Source organism: Paenisporosarcina sp. P4_D4, from assembly GCF_056401835.1.
Map to the genome: position 1 here is coordinate 1 of NZ_JBFUIO010000383.1, position 784 is coordinate 784.

Sequence of the window (784 nt, forward strand, 5' to 3'; positions counted from 1 at the left end):
ATCAAGGCCATCTATCAAGGCCATCTCTTCCTGCACGCCCAACTTCCTGAGCGTAATTGGCAACCGATGACGGAAAATGATCATGAATGATTTGCCGCACATCATCTTTATGTACACCCATTCCAAAGGCATTTGTCGCACACACCCAATCAATTTCACCATTCAAAAACTGCTGTTGAATAAACATCCTGTCGACTTGTTCCATTCCTGCATGGTAGGAGGCAATACGGATGCCCTTCGCATTTAATTTCAGAGCATATTCGTCTGCTTTTCTACGTGATTGCGTATACAGAATTCCCGGACCGGTAAAGCGCTCTATTTGTTCTGCGATAAGATCAAACTTATGCTCCAGGGAATCAACTTCAACCGCTTCATAACGAATATTTGGTCGATCGAGTGCTTGGATATGGATTGATGGCTGGCGCATATTCAATTGAGTGGTGATATCTTCAATAACCTTTGGTGTCGCTGTCGCAGTTAACGCAAGGATTGGAGGGCGTCCGTTAAAAGACAACCAATCACTCAATCGCAAATAGTCCGGTCTAAAGTCGAATCCCCATTGTGATATGCAATGAGCTTCATCTGCAACAACTAAAGAAATCTTCATGGTCATTAACTTAGCTCTCACTTGTTCTTGCATCATCATTTCTGGTGATAGAAAAATGAATTTATATGTTTCCATTCTCTGCAAAAGCGCATTTTTTTCAGGAGGAGTCAAAAATGAATTTACCGCAACGACTCGCCTCTCCCCCATTTTTTTCAGCTGTTCAACTTGATCCTGCAT

1 protein-coding gene is annotated in these 784 nt (G+C 42.5%); it reads right to left on the reverse strand.

Annotated features, from left to right (window positions below; all coding sequences use genetic code 11):
- Position 1 precedes the first annotated feature (1 nt).
- Positions 2-784, reverse strand: a 783-nt coding sequence (locus AC1DSL_RS18985; protein ID WP_477533443.1) for a RecQ family ATP-dependent DNA helicase, incomplete at its 5' end; no start/stop codon positions are given.